Consider the following 15,951-nt stretch of genomic DNA (forward strand, 5'->3'; position numbering starts at 1 on the left):
ATTATAATAATTTAGTGATTGATTGGTGGTAAATCTGCAACTATAAGACCATTTTTGTCCAAAATACTGAGATGTGGTATCTAAAATTACAGGAGCTTATATGGTAAGTTAAAATTAGAATAGCTGTTCGCAGAGAATAAAAGGCCTGAAAATTTGCCAATCATTACGGTGTTTGTTTTTTTACCCATATACTTACCGAACTCGAATTTACAGTAAACACCGCTTTCCCGTCTTTATCCGTATAAATTTCTTCATGACGGTTCTTTAAAAAATCGGTATAAACCGAATCCGCATGTTCTTTTCCCAATTCTATTTCTTTATAACCTTCTTCGCTATTAGACATGATTACAATGCAGTCCGCATGCTTTTCATCTCCTTTCCGTACAAAAGCTACACAGTTGGGATGATCAAAATAATCGGTCTGTTTACCATATGCAAAAAGCTTTCTCGCTTCAAGCAGACCGGGAAGTTCTTCAACCTTCGGCATGATGATATGCACTTCCTGCTCATCCTTTATATCGATATAATCTGCACCAAAAAGATCGGGATAAAATATGCAGGGATAAGCTTCATCGGTAAGAAGAATAATAGCATAAGCCAAGGGTTTGAACCAGTCTTTCACCGCAGATTCAAGAGCCTGAAGCTGCTGTGTATCGTGGTTTTCAACAAAAGAAACTGAGAATACCGGTTTCTTCTCCAAGAAGCTTCCTTTTAAAATCCGGCTCATATCATAATCTTTACCATCCTGTGATGCTTTAAAGAAATTATAATGCAGCGGAGTATCAAAACAAGAGATAAGATCAGACATTTTATCGGAAAAATACTCAATTTTTTCTGCCTCGTCTTTCCAGAATTCGCCCAAAACAAAACATTCAGGATTTACTTCTGTTTTAATATAGGAGACCCAGTCTTTCAAAAAGTTGGAGGAGATATGTTTTAAGGCATCCAATCTGATTCCGTCTACTTTCGTTGTTTCCATATACCATCTGATCCATTTTTTCATTTCCTCCACAACATAAGGATTACGGTACTCTATGTCAGCTCCCATCAGATAATCATAATTACCGAACTGATGACTTACGGCATCTGTCCACTCCTCACCATATTCATTATGGATTTTAAAAACACCCTTCATCTCCTCTCCTTCTCTGATCACATAATCAATACCGCTGAAACAGTGATGATCCCATATAAAGTTCGAATACACTCCTTTTCTTCCCGGAAAAGTAAATTTCGTATAGGCTGAAACCTCCATATTTTCAGAGATTCTTTCATTACGGTTTTCTTCACTCAGCTGATGTACCATAATCTTTTCTTCTTCATCTCCACCCATCCTGTGGTTTAAAACAATATCCGCATACACAGACATTCCCACTTCATGCGCTTTCTCTATTGCCATTAAATATTCGGCTTTTGTCCCGTAACGAGTTGGTATACTGCCTTTCTGATCAAATTCTCCCAAATCATAAAGATCATATACATCATAGCCACGCCCTTCCATATTGAGACTGCATTTATTGGCAGGAGGAAACCAGACGGCAGTAAACCCCAAATCTTTTAAATATTCTGCTTTTTCAGCAAACTCATTCCATAGGTTTCCGGGATGATACCAATGGAAAAACTGAATAATAACTCCATTCATATCCGTTAAGATTAACCGTTAACAATTAAACCTCCATTAGGATGAAGAACCTGTCCCGTTATCTGTGATGAAGTATCTGTGGCAAGAAATAGAAAACTTGCTGCCACTTCTTCGGTAGAAGCATTACGTTCTAGCGGCGGTTTATTCTGATCTTCATCTTCTTCTCCGAATGTTTTTTCCGTAAGCGGCGTGGCCACCGGTCCGGGTGCAACAGCATTCACCCGTATTCCTTTAGGTTTAGCCTGCAGTGCCAGTGAACGGGTGAACGAAACAATAGCGCCTTTGGTTGCTGAATAATCCAGTAATTCTTCATGTCCAAGATAGGCAGTAGCTGAAGTAGTATTGATAATAGAATCCCCTTGTTTTAAATAAGGAAATACAATCTTTGTCAGCAGGATCATTCCGATAATGTTGGAATCGAAAGTTTTGCGGATATCCTCTTCTTTAAGATTTTCTATACTTTCACAAGGAACCTGGGTTCCTGCATTATTAATCAGTATATCTATTCCTCCGAATTTAGAAACTACCTCATTAACAACAGATTTACAAAATTCACTATCATTAATATCACCTTCAAACGAAAGGACTTTTCTTCCTGTTTTTTTTAATTCCTCCACTGTTTTCATGGCATCTTTGGCATCATGATAGTGGATGAAGGCAATATCTGCTCCTTCCTTAGCAAATAAAAGAGCGATGGCTTTACCAATTCCGCTGTCTGCTCCTGTAATAAGGACAGATTTATTCTGCAATTGTAATTTTTCCATAATTGATTGTATTAACAGCTTATTATTGTGATGATTTTTACTCCTTATTTTCACGGTGTTTATCCAGTTCCAGCTTAAAGCATCCCAGAATGAATTCACTGTAATAGAGCTGGGCATTAACAGGTTTGGTTCTGGAGTGCAGATATAATTTCTCTGAAAGAACCACTTTTCCTTTGTGCGCAATGGCAAAGTAAGCGAAGAGCTTCCCTTCTGATTCTTCCACCGGAGTGGCATATCCTGTAACTCCAATAGACCAGTCGGTTTTGTAGAGTTTACCTACCTGCAACGCCATTGTTTCAGCAATATGAGGAGATACAGAGTTATATTGTCTGGCTTCCAGAGCATCTACATCAAGAAGATTTACCTTTTCTTCTAAAGTATACGCTGTCATGCCGCCTTTAAAAAATTGGGAGGCATCCTTCATCTGGGAAAACGAAAACTGTAAAAATCCGGCTGTAACACTTTCAGCTGTTGAAACGGTTTCATCTCCTGACAGAAGATACTCTCCGATACGCTTAAACAGTTTCTCGAGTTCTATGACGAAATGCACCAGGGATTTCACTGACAATGAATCAGCGTGGGCAATTTGAGAAGATTTTAAAATCATGCTGTATATATTATAACAGTATTAAGACTATTGTTGCACGGGATCCTGTGAATGTTCTTTTTCTTGGGATAGTTGTCCAAGTTTCTCATAATATTTGTGAAGTTTGTCCAGTTCTTCTTCCGTCAGATCTTCAATATCCACCAGTCTGTTACTGGCTTTTTCATAGGAGGCTATCAATTCGTTGAGTTTTATCTGAATAGCCTTAGAGTCTTTATTCTGAGTTTTCTGAATCAGAAATACCATTAGAAAAGTTACAATTGTGGTTCCCGTATTGATAACAAGCTGCCAGGTTTCAGAATAATTGAAAAGAGGTCCACATACAGCCCAGACAATAACCAGTAAACTTGCTGTAATAAAAGCACCCGGACTTCCGGTTATACAGACAACACGATCTGAAAACCTTTCAAAAATTTTTTTTTTCATAAATAACACAATTTTGAATAAAATGGTAATACAAGTTATCAAAACAACAGTATAAAAATTATGACTCAAGTCACCTATGCCTTTTATGACTTAGCTATTATTATAGTATATTTTCCAACAATATTGAGTTTTGTTTAAAAATGTGGAGAACCGCATAATTATTTTTACCCGTTAAAAACAAGCCATTTTTTTGATCAATCTCTTTTATATAACAAATTGTAAACGAAAGATGTGGAATAGTTAACATATTCAAAAAAGAGAGAAATAAAGCATATTCCAAAAACTGAATAAAATCACTTCGTTAAGATTTAATACTTAATTAAAAAATAATTATCCATCTTTGCAGCCTTAAAAATCAAACACGCTAGTTTATTTCATGAGCATTACTTTTAAAAAGCGACTAATTATAGCGCTTGTATTACCTACGGCCGCCATCTATTATGGGCAGAGTACGAAGGATTCTTTAGAGAAATCCAAATCTATTGATGAGGTTATGTTGGTGGGTAGAAACCTTTCCCAAACAGCCAAAGAGAGAAAAACACCTGTTGCGGTTTCCAACATTAAGGCTGCAGAAATTCAGGAGAAACTGGGAAACAGAGAATTCCCTGAAATTATGAAGTCTACTCCATCCGTTTACGTGACCAAAGTAGGTGGTGGTTTCGGAGACAGCAGAATCAACATGAGAGGTTTTGACGGAGCTAACATTGCTGTGATCATCAACGGACAGCCTGTGAATGATATGCAGGGAGGTACCGTTTACTGGTCCAACTGGACCGGTTTGGCTGACATTGCGAGCAATATTCAGATTCAAAGAGGTTTGGGAGCATCTAAATTTGTTGTTCCTTCCGTGGGAGGAACCATCAATATTGTTACCAAAGCTACCGATTCTGAACAGAAAGCAATGGTGAAAGGAGAAGTTGGAAATGACAACTACTCCAGAATATCTGCTATGTATTCTTCCGGATTAAAAAACAAATGGGGAACAACCGTATTGCTTTCCCGTTGGCAAGGTGACGGATACATCAATGGAACAAAAGGAGAAGGTTACTCATGGTTTTTCTCTACAGGATTTAAACCTAATGAAAAGCATGCTTTCAATTTAATTGCTACCGGAGCTCCTCAGGTACACGATACAAGAAGATCTTCTGCAACCGGAGCCAATGTGGCAACATTGCAACAGTTTGAAACTTACGGAAGAAGATACAACCCACAGACAGGAATGTTGAATGGTTCTCAATTCAACCTTGCTCCTAACTTCTATCACAAGCCTATCGCATCATTGAACTGGGACTGGACAATGAATGACAATCTTAAATTATCCACAGTTCTTTATGGTTCATGGGGACGCGGTGGCGGTGGTACCGGACTTAACGGTTCTATCAAAAACGCAGCCGGACAAACTATGAACTTCATGAATTATGGAGCAGGTGGTGACGGTACAATCAACTGGGATATGATTTATCGTTATAACAGAGGCGGTATGGTAACGGATTATAATGGAAATAGCTTCCAGAAATCTACTTTTACGGCTCCTGCAGGCTCTCCTGGTGATTATAACGGACAATATGTATCTACTCTGAACGGAACCACTGGTATTGTGAGAAAGCAAAGTATCAATGCTCACGACTGGTATGGAGTAATCGCAGACCTTAATTACAAAAAAAATAACTGGACTTTCAACGGAGGGATTGATCTTAAAACTTACAAAGGAGCTCTATATGACATTGTAACGGATATGTTGGGATCTGATGCTGTATTTGTTCCTGGTACAGCAAATGCTCCAAAAGGATATTATATCAATCAAACGGTAAAACCGGAACCTCTTACAAAGCTTAAAGATGCTCAGAAAGTATCTATCCATAATGAAGGTTTGGTAAAATGGGCTGGTATTTATGGAATGGTGGAGTACAGTTCTGAGAAGCTAAGTGCATCTGTCCAGGGATCTGTTTCCGAGCAATATTACAAGAGAAGAGACTATATGCTATATACTCCTGGAAATCAGGAGACAAAATGGTATCATAAAACAGGTTATATTGTAAAAGGAGGTGCCAACTATAATATTGACGACCACCACAATGTATTTTTCAATACAGGAGTTATCTCAAGACAGCCTTTATTCAATGCATTATTCCCGTCCAACCAGAATATCTATAATGATGCTAAGAATGAAAGGATCTTCTCTGTGGAATTAGGATATGGTTTCAAATCGCGTTATATAGATGTGAACATCAATGCTTACAGAACGCAGTGGGATGACAGATTTATCTCAAGAACATTCAATGCTACAGCGGCAGATGTTGCTAAATTCCCTCAGCTTAACCTTGGAAGTGCATATTTCTACAATGCTCTGAACGTAGGTCAGCTCCACCAGGGAATCGAATTGGAAGCAAAAGCCAGACCTTTTACGAATCTAAGATTAAGAGGAATGGTATCAATGGGTAACTGGAAATATAAAGGAAATGCTAACTTCAACATCCTTGATGTTCAGAACAACCAGGAAATAGCTGGTGCAACCGGAACCATCAATATCAAAGACCTGAAGGTTGGAGATGCTGCTCAAACAACTGCAAGCATCGGTGCAGATTATAATATCACCAAAGCATTCAGTATCGATGCCAACTGGGAATATTATGACAAGCTTTATGCTCAGTTCAACCCGATCAACTTCCTTACGGAAGCCGCAAGAGAAAAAGGAATTGTAAAATTGCCAAGCTATCATTTATTTGATGTAGGGGCTTCTTACAAGTTTACATTGGATGCGAAAAAGTCTTTAACATTGAGAGCGAACGTATACAACTTATTCAACAAATATTATATTTCTGAATTAAGCTCCAACATCTTTGCAGGCGATAAAATTGCGAATGGTCCGGATGCAGGAAAAACGTATCAGGAAGCTGGAAGAGTGTACCAGGGAGTTGCAGACGGTAATACAGGATTCCTTGGTTTTGGAAGAACGTGGTCTGTTGCAGCCACTTTGAGATTTTAAGTAATATATTTCAATAATGAATCAATTGAATAGGCTGTCCCATTTTTGGGACAGCCTATTTTCATAATAAGCATTAAAAATAAGGTTCTATCTTTTACAGCTTAAAAATTTTTAGGTTTCTTATGTTGAGCAGCTTGTTTTGCGATTTCGTCAATACGGTTTTTTCTGGTTTCGGGTCTTTTGGCCAACACAATCCATTGCAGCAGCATTTTTTTCATGGATTTGCTTAAACTTAGAAAATAGGTTTCGGAACCTTCATGTAGTTTAAATGTTTCATTCAGATCTTCAGGAATAGTAAGATCTTCTACAGAATCCAAAATATTCCAGGAACCATTCTCTTTTGCAATTCGGATAGTTTCAAATCCTGCTTTTGTCATCAGCTTATTTTCGATCAGTTTCTGAACCTTATCCTTATTAATTTTTGACCAGGTACTTTTCGGTTTCCGTCTGCTGAATAGCTGCATAAACGAACCTTCATCAATCGTCTTCCTTGTACTGTCAATCCAACCAAAACAAAGGGCTTCATCTACCAGATCCGTCCAGTGAACAATGGGCAAATTTGATTTTGTGGTATTGCAAATAAGCCATACAGACTGTTCTATATGATGATTCTCTTCAAGCCATTGCCGCCATTCTGTCTTTGTCCTGACATGAAAGGTCTGTTTCTCTGTAATTTTACGCATAGCTTTTCTTTTATTACTGTAAAATTAAAATACTTTAGTGACAATAGTTTGTCAGTATAAAAATTTCAAATAATTAATTATGACATCCCATAATATAAGCCTATTAAAGAAATAAATGATAAATTAGTCAAAATAAATCATTAAAAATATTCTACCTTATCAATTGAATATGGACAGAGAAACTATAGATTATATTATTAGATACTTTAGCAAATTAATGACAAAGGATGAATCATTAGCACTGAATCATCATATGTATACTTTGAAGAGTTCTGAAAGTGTACATATGAGAAATCTAATGATAGAACGAGGCTGGATAAATTCTGATCCTGAAGTTATACAACTATTAGAACATGGATATCAAACTTTTGAACAAAATGTTGTGACCCGGATAATGGCAGAAACTCCCGAAAAAGTTTTTTTCAACAATTGTCCTGAATGCCACAAACTCGCCCGTACTCCACATGCTAAGCAATGCAGATATTGTGGATATCACTGGCATCATTTAACTGTTGCTCACTTTAAGCTCAATAATACATTTCAGATTACAGGAAGAAATTTTTTCTTAATAGGAAAAATTGAAGAAGGTAAAATAAAAGAAGGACAAAGAATAGATTTAAGAATATTGGGTCTTAATAAAAAGCCTAAAATTCAATCCATTGAATTGGCCCTTACACGGCACGACGGAAAAGCGTGGGAAGATATTGCACTGGGCATAGACGAGCTAACTGCAGAAGATAAAGAATATTTAAAAAGTATCATGCCTGTCAGAGATCCACTTGACATCATAATAGAATAAATTATTTTTTCGAGTTCTTCACCTGCAGTGCTCTCTGATAAAAGGACTGATTGGCAATTTTCTCTTCGGCTTCATCAATGGCAGTCAGCAGATTATTTTTATTGTCTGCAATATCACCTAAAATCTGGGACATCAGTTCCCAAACGGGTTTCATTTTTTCAATGAGCTCCTGCCCTTTTGAAGTGAGTTTAAAAAGCCTTTTGCGCTCGTCCTGTTTATCTTTTTCCCATTGGATCAACTCCTGCTTTTCAAGTTCTTTGAGCAGTGTTATGGTGGATGGATGGGTATATCCTATTTCATTGGCTATTTCAACAACACTTGCCATTTCTTTTTTATAAATGGTGAAAATAACCGGAAACCATTTCAGTTCAAAATCAATTCCGAATGCTTTATAGATGAGTGCTCCGTCTTTCCTCAGTTGTTCGCTTAGGCGGTGCAGTCTGGTGGATATGGCAAGAATTCCTGCTTCGTTGATTACATTCATATTCAGTCAAGATTTAAGTGGTAAAAAAGATCATCGGCACTCATTAGAGGAAACTTCACGGGAAGATCGCTTTTTTCAATCTTTACAAAAAGATTCCTTTCATAGAAACGCTGGGCTGCTTTCAGTACCGTTATGGTTCCCAAATATAAATCATCAATTCTGTTTTCGCGGCAGAAAGAAATTAAAACTTCCAGTAATTCTTGCGCAATATTCAGTTCTTTTCCTCTGAATTCCTTTTTAACAAACATTTTTCTGATGGCTCCTGTCTTTTCATCAAATTTAACCAATGCTATAGAACCTACCAGCTGATTATCTACAAAAGCACCCCAAAAGTTACCTCCGGCTTCCATGTAAAAACTTTCTATCTGCAAAAGATCAGGCTGATCTTCTATAGTAATCGGAATATTAAACTCTTTCTGCTGGATCGTCAAAATCAAATCAATGGCTTGTTCCGAATAAGAATTTCCTATGGGTTGTATTTCTAATTTCATAGTGTTTATATTTTAAAGTACAAAACTACGTAGTTGAATACATATGTGCAAATCAATTCTACTTTTTAAAAGATTTTAACACTGAATTTCAAAAAAGGGAATTTATATATAACGATATTTATGTAATTTTCTTTGCCCAAAAATTAATAACCCACGCCAAAATGAAAATAGAAAACCTGAAGCCTTTTAGCGGACAACATTGTGAAACTACTGCCACAGGAACATTATTACAACACATTGGAATTGAACTTTCCGAACCCATGCTTTTCGGGTTGGGTGAAGGTCTCGGTTTTATTTATTGGAATATGAAAACGATGGACTTTCCTTTCATAGGAGGACGGATAAAACCTGATCTGCTCACTCAAAATTTAGCCAGAAATCTGAATCTGGAATTAACTGTAAAGGAAACTTCTTCACAACAAAAGGCCTGGGATAAGGTTAAAGAACTTCTCAATGACGGACAGGCAGTAGGATTGAAAATGGATTGCTATCATCTTGAATATTTCTCAAATCCTTTCCATTTTGCCGGACATTATGCTGCTATTTATGGTTATGATGATGAAAATGCTTTCCTGATTGATACCAGACAACAAGGCGGACAAGTACAAACATCTTTAAAAAGTCTGGCTATGGCCCGTTCTGAAAAAGGTCCGATGGCTTCCAAAAATCTGTATTATACCCTCAGGAATACAGACAGAAAATTTGATCTGAAAAAAGTCATCATTACTGCGATCAAAAATAATGCAGCTGAATATCTGAATCCACCCATTACCAATATTTCTTACAAAGGGATTTTAAAAACAAGTGCTGAAATTATCAAATGGTTCAATACAAGTAAAGATATTGAAGGAGAATTTAAGCAAGCGGCTTTACTAATGGAAAAAGCAGGAACCGGAGGTGCACTGTTCAGGAATTTATACCGTGATTTTTTGAAAGAAAGTTATGAACTGATTCAACTTGATCCGCTGAACACAGGCTATGAAGCCTTCACTGAAATTGCCGGACTCTGGACAAATGTATCTCAGCTGTTTGAAAAAGTGAGCCAGACAAAGGAAATAAAATATATTCAACAGGCTTCGGATATTTTAAAAACGATATCTGAAAAAGAGAAAAAAGCGATGGAAATATTGGCGACACTCTAGCTATTTTTTGCAAACTCTTTAAGTTTGAAATAAAAAACGTATGCCATTCCTGACATACGTTTTTATGATATTACATTGCTGAAAACAGTTATTTCCAGCCTCCGCCTAAAGCCTGATAAAGCTCTACGGCTGCTTTCATTTTACTGTATCTTGCATTGGAAATGTTAAGTTCTGCATTCAATGAATTCACACTTGCATTCAATACTTCAAGATAGTTCGCCATACCATAGTTCACTAATTCCTGGGAATAGTCAACCGATTTTTTGTAGGCATCCAGCTCTTTTTGTTTCAATTCAATGAATGAATCCTGAACAGAGAAAACCCTGATAGCATCCGAAACTTCTTTCCCGGCAGTCAAAACTGTTTTTCTGAAGTTTAAATAGGCAGTTTCTTTATTGGCAAGACTTACGTCATAGTTGGTCTGAATCTGTCTCTTATTTAAAATCGGCTGAGCCAGTCCTGCAACTACATTGGCAAATAAAGAGTTCACACTAAACAGGTGATCAATATCTACTGACTGTACACCTCCGCTTCCTGTCAGTTTTAAAGTTGGATAAAACTGAGCTTTGGCAGCATTGGTCAACTCAAAAGCATTCATTAAATTATATTCTGCTCTCATAACATCCGGACGGTTGGCAAGAAGTTGAGTAGGATAACCTAATTTCAAATCGATGGGAAGCTTTTGCCCTTCCAATGTAGATCTTTCGATAGCGTGAGAAGGTTCTCCCATCAAAAGACTCATGGTATTTTCCAGCAACTGTATCTGTGTATCAATATCAATCAGTAATGATTTGGCATTGAAAACCAGAGCCTCACTTTGCTGTACTGCTACTTCAGTAACTGTTCCGGAAGTTTTTAAAGCCTTAGTAGCTTCAAGGTTTTTCTCTCTTACTGCAATGGTTTCCGTAATAATTCTCTTCTGTGCATCAAATGTCAACAATTGATAATATGCAGAAGCAATGGAAGACACCAAACTACTTTTAACCGCTTTATGTGCTGCAACAGTTCCTAAATAAGTGGCCAGCTGTGCTTTCTCCTGTGCCTTCAATTTACCCCAGATATCAGCTTCCCATCCGATACTTGCCGTAATGTCAAACTGATTCACATAACGTCTTGATCCGATGATCTGTCCAAACTGTGTATTGATAGACTGAGTTTGAAAGGTATAGTTGGGTCCGATAGAAAGTGTCGGCTGATACGCTGCTTTACTCTGTTTAAGATACGCTTCCGCAGAATTAATACTTTCCAAAGCAATTCTGATATCAAGATTGTTCTCCAGTGCCTTAGAAATATGCCCCTGCAATATCGGATCAGTAAATATCTCTTTCCAGGAAATATCTGCAATATTCGTACTGTCCGAAGGAAGCATATCTGTACGGAACAGCTTTTCGTCTACAACATTCTTCGGTCTTTCATATTCTTTTCTTGCCATACAGGATGAAATGGCTCCGAGTATGAAAACTGAAAAAGTGATTCCTTTTATGATGTTTAATAAACTCTTCATTATTTTTAATTAGAAGTTAGAGTTTAGAAGTTAGAAGTTAGTTTTTAGACTTATCTCTAATTGCTAACTTCTAATTTCTTAAATCTTAATTTTATTCTGCTAAATTGATATCTTCTTTTTTGATAGGTTTAATTTTTTCCTGTAGTGTTTCAAAAATCACATACAGAACCGGAATTACAAATAATCCCAAAACAGTTCCTATCAATAGTCCGATGGCGGCACCCGTAGCGATAGATCTGTTACCTACTGCTCCAATTCCACTTGCCAGCACTAACGGCAATAAACCGAAAATAAAGGCGAATGAGGTCATCAGAATAGGTCTCACTCTGGCTTTCGCTGCATTGATGGCTGACATTACAATGGTTTCTCCATGATGCCTTCTCTGAACCGCGAATTCAACAATAAGAATTGCATTCTTCGCGAGCAATCCCACGAGCATGATCAGGGCAATCTGGAAGTAAATATTATTTTCAAGTCCCATGATCTTCTGGCCGAAATAAGCTCCCATTACCCCAAGAGGAAGAGAAATAATGACGATCAGCGGAAGGATATAACTTTCATACTGTGCAGAAAGGATAAAGTAAACGAAGATCAAACTCAGTCCGAAAATCAAAAGCGTTTGAGATCCTGAATTTAATTCTTCTCTCGTTAATCCGGTAAATTCTACGGCATAGTTTTGATTCAGGGTTTCATCCGCTACCTGCTGTACTGCGGCAATTGCATCCCCGGAACTGTATCCGTCAGAGTTCGCTCCCGTTACCTTCACTGAAGTAAAGAGGTTGTAACGGCTTACGGATTGTGGTCCATAGGCTTTTGTTAATGTTACAAACTGTGAAATCGGCGTCATAATCCCTGATCCTGTTCTCACATAAAGCTGATTCAGATTTTCAATATTCTTTCTGTTTTCAGGAAGAGCCTGAACCATCACTCTGAACTGCTTTCCATACTTGGTAAAGTCTGCAGTATAAATACCTCCGATATACCCCTGCATCGTAGCCAGAATCTCGTTTACAGAAACCCCAAGCTGCTTACTCAGAGGAACATTAATTTCCATCTGATACTGAGGATATTTGGTATTGAATGAAGTCTGTGCAAACTGAATTTCAGGTCTCTGCATCAGCTTACCGATGAATTCATTGGTTTTAGCATCCAGATCAGCATATTCTCCGCCTGATTTATCAAGCAATACCATTTCAAAACCTGCACTGTTACCAAATCCCGGTACACTTGGCGGCTGGAAGAATACGACTTTAGCATCAGGAACAGATCCTACGATTCCAAATAATTTTTTAGTGATATCTTCAGAAGTCTGTCCGTCTTTTTTTCTTTCTTCGAATGGTTTCAGTTTCACAAATGCAAGACCGTTGTTACTTCCGTTACCGGATAAGAATCCTCTACCTGTTGAGATCGTTACGTTCTGTACGCCCGGAACTTTCAATGCCTTAGCCTGAAGAGTTTTCAATGCGTTGTAAGTTCTTTCCATAGAAGCTCCCGGAGGAAGCTGAACATCGGTAAAGATAATCCCTCTGTCTTCTGTAGGTACAAACCCTTTCTTCATGCTGCTGCTTGCCCAGAACAGAATACCTCCGGTAACAGCGAAAATAATCAGGGTTACCCATTTATGTCTCAACAGGAATACAAATCCTCTTCCGTAACGCTCAGTAGTTGTTTTAAAAGCAATATTAAACTTATAGAAAAACTTTTGTAACAGGTTCAGATTTTTATATTCTGCATGATGCGCTTCGTGAGGTTTTAAGAATAATGAACATAAAACCGGACTCAACGTTAATGCGTTAATCGCAGAAATGATGATGGCTATAATCAGCGTAATACCAAACTGTTGGTAGAATACCCCAGTAGGACCTGTAATAAACGTCACTGGAATAAATACCGCTGCCATTACCAAAGTAATCGAGATAATAGCTCCCGTAATCTCATCCATCGCCTCTACTGTTGCTTTTTTAGCATCGGAAATACCATGCTCCATCTTGGCGTGAACGGCCTCGACGACGACGATGGCATCATCCACTACAATACCAATCGCCAGTACCAATGCAAATAAGGTTAAGAGGTTTAATGAATATCCGAATAAATTCAGGAAGAAGAATGCCCCCACAATAGATACCGGAACCGCGATAGCCGGGATCAGCGTAGATCTGAAGTCCTGAAGGAAAATATATACTACAATAAATACCAGAATGAAGGCTTCGATAAGGGTATGAACTACCTTTTCAATAGAAGCTTCCAGGAATTCATTGGTATCGAAGTTGAAAGTATACTTGATTCCCTGTGGGAAAGTTCCCTCAGCAGATTTCAGATAGGCTTTGATATTTTTAATAATCTCCTGTGCGTTGGATCCCGGAGTCTGGAAGATCCCCATACTGATGGAAGGATTGTTTCCGTTCTCCCCGATTCCTGTGTAAGACTGTCCTGCAAGTTCCACTTTAGCAACGTCTTTCAGCATCAGGTTTTGTCCGTTTGCAAGAGATTTGATGATGATATTATCGTATTGTTCCTTATCGTTGAATTTCCCTACGTATTTGATGATATATTCAAAAGAACTACCGCTGTTTTGGCCGATAGAACCTGCCGCCGCTTCTCTACTCTGCTCATTGATGGCATTGGTAACATCAGTAGGCGTTACACTGTAGGCAGCCATTTTTGCAGGATCAAGCCAGATTCTCATCGAGTAGTTTTTACCACCGAAAACGTTCGCATCTCCAACACCATTTACCCTTTTCAGGTTAGGAATAATATTGATATTCAAAAAGTTCTGAAGGTATACGTCATCCAGGTCTTTATTTTCAGAATAGAAGGACATATACATCAGGGCACTGGTCTGCTGCTTCTGGGTTACTACCCCTGAACGCGTTACTTCGGCAGGTAAAAGCGGGGTAGCTCTCGCTACACGGTTCTGTACGTTTACCGCTGCAATATCCGGATCTATTCCCTGTTTGAAGAAAACCTGGATCTGGGCAGAACCGTCGTTTCCGGCACTGGAAGTGATATAATCCATACCTTCCACCCCATTGATCTGTTCTTCCAAAGGTACTACTACACTTTTCATTACCGTCTCGGCATTGGCTCCCGTATAGTTTGCGGAGACACTTACCGTAGGCGGTGCAATGTCCGGATACTGTGTAACCGGTAACGAGATCAGTCCCAGCACACCGAGAATCACAATCAGGATTGAGATTACGGTGGATAAAACCGGTCTGTTAATAAAGTTTTTTATCATTAGAATTTCGGTTTTATTGATTGAACAAGACTATCCATTTTAATTGGCTGTGGTTTCACGGCTGTTCCCGGTTTCAGACCTCCGATACCAGCTGCAATAACTCTTTCACCTTTATTAACTCCGGATTTGATAAGAGCCATATTGTCGATTCTGTCGATAACATTCACAACAACGTTTCTGGCAGTATCTCCTTTTTCTACTTTGTAAACGTAAACAATACCCTGCTGCTCATAAGTAGCACTTTCAGGTACTACAAGTACATTGTCATAATGCTGAGGGAACCTGATCGTTCCACTGTTCCCATTACTTAATAATTTCTGGGCATTAGAGAAAGCAACTCTGAACTGAATGGTTCCGGTTGTAGGATCAATCTGGCCGGTAATGGCTTCAATTCTTCCTTTTTCAGGATAAAGACTTCCGTTGGCTAACTGAAGTTCAACCATAGGTAAGTTTTTGATTTTCTCAGGCATAGAAGCTCCAGGAGATTTTTCAAGGAAATCAAAATATTCTTTTTCATTCATGGCAAAGTAAGCATAGATCTCAGAGGTATCAGAAATCGTTGTCAGAGGAGTCTGATCAGACGGCCCTACCAAACTTCCTACTTTCAATGGCAGTCTTCCGATTACCCCTGAAATAGGAGCACGGATAATAGAATATTCGATGTTGGCTTCCACCCCTTTATAATTGGCTTCAGCCTGTCTTTTGGCTGCATTGGCCTGCTGTAACTGTGCCTGAGCCTGAGCCAACTGAGCCTGGGCAGTCTGTAACTGTACGTTGCTGATGATATTTTTCTGAACAAGAGGTTTTAATTTGTTTACTTCAACCTGAGCTGCATTTACAGAAGCCTGAGCCGCCGCAACACTGGATGCCGCTGCACCAATTCCTGCTTTGGAAGCTGCTGCATTTTCGTTCAGGATATTGGTTTCCAGACGGAACAAAGGCTGTCCTTTGGTAACATATTGTCCTTCATCTACCAATACCTGGGTAATATACCCTTGTATCTTTGCACGTACATCATTGTTTACCCTACCCTGGATGGTAGCCGGAAACGTCTGATAACCCACTATATTTTTTGACTCCACTGAGATAACAGGATATGGCTTGGCACCATCCTGTTTCGGAGCTTCTTTTTTGCAGGCAGTCAGTGAAAGCGCTGCAATGGAAAGTATAACTAGCTTATTATTCATT

General features: G+C 38.5%; 13 protein-coding genes. 3 read left to right on the plus strand and 10 right to left on the minus strand.

All coding sequences use genetic code 11. The features are described 5' to 3' along the window. Positions 1-163: 163 nt before the first annotated feature. Genes A1704_RS02105 through A1704_RS02120 form a run of 4 tightly spaced genes read right to left on the minus strand, consistent with a single transcriptional unit; the run spans position 164 to position 3,436 of the window. Positions 164-1,642: an alpha-amylase gene (locus A1704_RS02105; RefSeq protein ID WP_062670017.1), complete on the minus strand. Its 1,479-nt coding sequence runs from the start codon at positions 1,640-1,642 to the stop codon at positions 164-166. 11 nt (positions 1,643-1,653) lie between these two features. Continuing rightward, on the minus strand, positions 1,654-2,406 hold the full coding sequence (locus A1704_RS02110) for an SDR family oxidoreductase (protein WP_062670019.1): 753 nt from the start codon (positions 2,404-2,406) through the stop codon (positions 1,654-1,656). A gap of 37 nt (positions 2,407-2,443) precedes the next feature. Next, positions 2,444-3,013, minus strand: coding sequence for a CinA family protein (locus A1704_RS02115; RefSeq protein WP_082798684.1), 570 nt, complete (start codon positions 3,011-3,013; stop codon positions 2,444-2,446). A gap of 27 nt (positions 3,014-3,040) precedes the next feature. Next, positions 3,041-3,436: a low affinity iron permease family protein gene (locus A1704_RS02120; protein WP_062670021.1), complete on the minus strand. Its 396-nt coding sequence runs from the start codon at positions 3,434-3,436 to the stop codon at positions 3,041-3,043. Between the two features lie 376 nt (positions 3,437-3,812). Here A1704_RS02120 and A1704_RS02125 point away from each other — a divergent pair, with 376 nt between their 5' ends. Beyond that, a complete protein-coding gene (locus A1704_RS02125) occupies positions 3,813-6,422 on the plus strand; it encodes a TonB-dependent receptor (protein WP_062670024.1) in 2,610 nt (869 codons plus the stop codon). 101 nt (positions 6,423-6,523) lie between these two features. Here A1704_RS02125 and A1704_RS02130 read toward each other — a convergent pair whose 3' ends face one another. Then, the gene (locus A1704_RS02130) at positions 6,524-7,105 is read right to left on the minus strand and encodes a YdeI/OmpD-associated family protein (RefSeq protein ID WP_062670025.1); all 582 of its coding nucleotides are present in this window, start codon (positions 7,103-7,105) and stop codon (positions 6,524-6,526) included. A gap of 169 nt (positions 7,106-7,274) precedes the next feature. On the opposite strand from A1704_RS02130, the gene A1704_RS02135 reads away from it, so the two are divergent. Beyond that, positions 7,275-7,904, plus strand: coding sequence for a hypothetical protein (locus A1704_RS02135; RefSeq protein WP_062670027.1), 630 nt, complete (start codon positions 7,275-7,277; stop codon positions 7,902-7,904). A gap of 1 nt (position 7,905) precedes the next feature. Here the strand turns inward: A1704_RS02135 and A1704_RS02140 are convergent, their stop codons facing one another. Further along, positions 7,906-8,388: a MarR family winged helix-turn-helix transcriptional regulator gene (locus A1704_RS02140; protein WP_062670029.1), complete on the minus strand. Its 483-nt coding sequence runs from the start codon at positions 8,386-8,388 to the stop codon at positions 7,906-7,908. A gap of 2 nt (positions 8,389-8,390) precedes the next feature. Then, positions 8,391-8,879, minus strand: coding sequence for a GNAT family N-acetyltransferase (locus A1704_RS02145; RefSeq protein WP_062670032.1), 489 nt, complete (start codon positions 8,877-8,879; stop codon positions 8,391-8,393). 161 nt (positions 8,880-9,040) lie between these two features. On the opposite strand from A1704_RS02145, the gene A1704_RS02150 reads away from it, so the two are divergent. Then, a complete protein-coding gene (locus tag A1704_RS02150; protein ID WP_062670034.1) occupies positions 9,041-10,021 on the plus strand; it encodes a BtrH N-terminal domain-containing protein in 981 nt (326 codons plus the stop codon). A gap of 88 nt (positions 10,022-10,109) precedes the next feature. Here A1704_RS02150 and A1704_RS02155 read toward each other — a convergent pair whose 3' ends face one another. The 3 genes from A1704_RS02155 to A1704_RS02165 all read right to left on the minus strand — a co-directional run bounded on the left by A1704_RS02155 (position 10,110) and on the right by A1704_RS02165 (position 15,950). Then, positions 10,110-11,525, minus strand: coding sequence for an efflux transporter outer membrane subunit (locus A1704_RS02155; protein WP_062670036.1), 1,416 nt, complete (start codon positions 11,523-11,525; stop codon positions 10,110-10,112). 91 nt (positions 11,526-11,616) lie between these two features. Then, positions 11,617-14,763, minus strand: a complete 3,147-nt coding sequence (locus tag A1704_RS02160) for an efflux RND transporter permease subunit (RefSeq protein ID WP_062670038.1) — start codon at positions 14,761-14,763, stop codon at positions 11,617-11,619. Beyond that, on the minus strand, positions 14,763-15,950 hold the full coding sequence (locus tag A1704_RS02165) for an efflux RND transporter periplasmic adaptor subunit (RefSeq protein WP_062670040.1): 1,188 nt from the start codon (positions 15,948-15,950) through the stop codon (positions 14,763-14,765). The genes A1704_RS02160 and A1704_RS02165 overlap by 1 nt, the downstream gene beginning before the upstream one ends. Between the last annotated feature and the right edge of the window lies 1 nt (position 15,951).

The sequence above is a fragment of the Chryseobacterium cucumeris genome, assembly GCF_001593385.1.
Classification (GTDB): Bacteria; Bacteroidota; Bacteroidia; order Flavobacteriales; family Weeksellaceae; genus Chryseobacterium; species Chryseobacterium cucumeris.

Coding starts and splice junctions, on each gene's coding strand:
- A1704_RS02130 (WP_062670025.1), bottom strand. CDS start 7,105: ATGCGTAAAATTACAGAGAAACAGACCTTTCATGTCAGGACAAAGACA.
- A1704_RS02145 (WP_062670032.1), bottom strand. CDS start 8,879: ATGAAATTAGAAATACAACCCATAGGAAATTCTTATTCGGAACAAGCC.
- A1704_RS02150 (WP_062670034.1), top strand. CDS start 9,041: ATGAAAATAGAAAACCTGAAGCCTTTTAGCGGACAACATTGTGAAACT.
- A1704_RS02160 (WP_062670038.1), bottom strand. CDS start 14,763: ATGATAAAAAACTTTATTAACAGACCGGTTTTATCCACCGTAATCTCA.
- A1704_RS02110 (WP_062670019.1), bottom strand. CDS start 2,406: ATGGAAAAATTACAATTGCAGAATAAATCTGTCCTTATTACAGGAGCA.
- A1704_RS02135 (WP_062670027.1), top strand. CDS start 7,275: ATGGACAGAGAAACTATAGATTATATTATTAGATACTTTAGCAAATTA.
- A1704_RS02115 (WP_082798684.1), bottom strand. CDS start 3,013: ATGATTTTAAAATCTTCTCAAATTGCCCACGCTGATTCATTGTCAGTG.
- A1704_RS02105 (WP_062670017.1), bottom strand. CDS start 1,642: ATGAATGGAGTTATTATTCAGTTTTTCCATTGGTATCATCCCGGAAAC.
- A1704_RS02165 (WP_062670040.1), bottom strand. CDS start 15,950: ATGAATAATAAGCTAGTTATACTTTCCATTGCAGCGCTTTCACTGACT.
- A1704_RS02155 (WP_062670036.1), bottom strand. CDS start 11,525: ATGAAGAGTTTATTAAACATCATAAAAGGAATCACTTTTTCAGTTTTC.
- A1704_RS02120 (WP_062670021.1), bottom strand. CDS start 3,436: ATGAAAAAAAAAATTTTTGAAAGGTTTTCAGATCGTGTTGTCTGTATA.
- A1704_RS02125 (WP_062670024.1), top strand. CDS start 3,813: ATGAGCATTACTTTTAAAAAGCGACTAATTATAGCGCTTGTATTACCT.
- A1704_RS02140 (WP_062670029.1), bottom strand. CDS start 8,388: ATGAATGTAATCAACGAAGCAGGAATTCTTGCCATATCCACCAGACTG.